The sequence below is a fragment of the Halorubrum tibetense genome (assembly GCF_042661865.1).
Taxonomy (GTDB): Archaea; Halobacteriota; Halobacteria; order Halobacteriales; family Haloferacaceae; genus Halorubrum; species Halorubrum tibetense.
The window spans coordinates 1-1,094 of the sequence record NZ_JBHSWW010000489.1 but is presented as its reverse complement, the minus strand read 5'-3'; the positions used below and the strand labels follow the sequence as shown (position 1 = coordinate 1,094).

2 protein-coding genes and 1 pseudogene are annotated in these 1,094 nt (G+C 68.6%); 2 read left to right on the top strand and 1 reads right to left on the bottom strand.

Annotated elements, in window-relative coordinates; genetic code table 11:
* The coding region (gene rpiA / locus ACFQEU_RS16425) for a ribose 5-phosphate isomerase A (RefSeq protein ID WP_379783899.1) at positions 1-385 on the top strand (385 nt) is incomplete at its 5' end.
* A 114-nt stretch (positions 386-499) separates the two neighbouring features.
* Here rpiA and ACFQEU_RS16420 read toward each other — a convergent pair.
* Complete coding sequence (locus ACFQEU_RS16420; RefSeq protein WP_004047560.1) at positions 500-667, bottom strand: DUF1931 family protein; 168 nt, start codon at positions 665-667, stop codon at positions 500-502.
* Positions 668-854: 187 nt separating this feature from the next.
* Between ACFQEU_RS16420 and ACFQEU_RS16415 the strand changes: the two are divergent.
* A pseudogene (locus ACFQEU_RS16415) lies at positions 855-1,094 on the top strand (nickel pincer cofactor biosynthesis protein LarB); the annotation flags it as partial.

The following is a 1,094-nucleotide window of genomic DNA, read 5'->3' as shown; positions in this document are numbered from 1 at the left end:
CGGGGCCGCACACGCCCGCGAGAAGATCGTCGACGCGGCCGCCGATCGGTTCCTCGTCGTCGCCGACCCCTCGAAGCTGTCGGCGACTCTCGACCGTCCCGTTCCAGTCGAATTGCTCCCCGCCGCGCGCTCGCCCGTGGCGGCGGCGGTACGGGAGCTGGGCGGCGACCCGGTGCTCCGTCGCGCCAAGCGGAAGGACGGCCCGGTCGTCACCGATAACGGGAACCTCGTCCTCGACTGCGACTTCGGGGAGATCGACGACCCAGAGCGGCTCGCGACGGCGCTGTCGACGAGCCCGGGCGTCGTCGAACACGGGCTGTTCGTCGACCTCGCCGACGAGATCCACATCGGGACGGCCGACGGGATCCGGATCGAACGCCCGTGATCCGAACCGGACGCTCACGACTCACATCAGCCGTCTTCGGGCCTCCGTCGCTCGTGCGACGTGGCGGCCGCTCGCCGGGGAGCGCGTCGAAATAAAACGGCAGGACTGAGCGCCTTACAGGTCGCGCGGCTGGACCGTCTTCCGGTCGTTAGCCTCGGCGCGGCGTGCGGCGTCTTCGAGCAGCTCGTCCACTTCGTCGTCCAGCGCGTCGTAGAAGTCCGAAGCGACGTTCTTGTCGTCCAGCGCTTCCTTGACTGCCGCTTTGACAATGAGGTCTGCCATGCGATCGGCAGTATCCCGCGATAGTTAATAAGAGTTCCTGAATTCCCCCGCGAGGGACGCCGTGCTGGCGGTTCACGGGGGTCTCCTCTCGGCGCTGTATTTAAGTCTTTTGTCGGTACCCTCCCGATCCGGTCGGTCGGCGGCGCGGATCGACGGCTACGAACCCCTGCGGCACGGACGGATCGGTATGCGAGAGGAGCGATCCGGCGCGCGCGACACACTCGAATCGCTCGCGGCCGGCGAGATCGACGTCGATGAGGCGGAGTCCCGGTTAGCGGGCTACGTGACCACGGAGTCCGGGCGGTTCGACGCCGATCGCGAGCGTCGCCGCGGGATCCCGGAGGCGGTGCTGGCGGAGGGAAAACGACCCGCGGAGGTGGCGTCGCTGGCGACGACCGCCCTCGAAACCACCGGGCGTGCGCTCGTG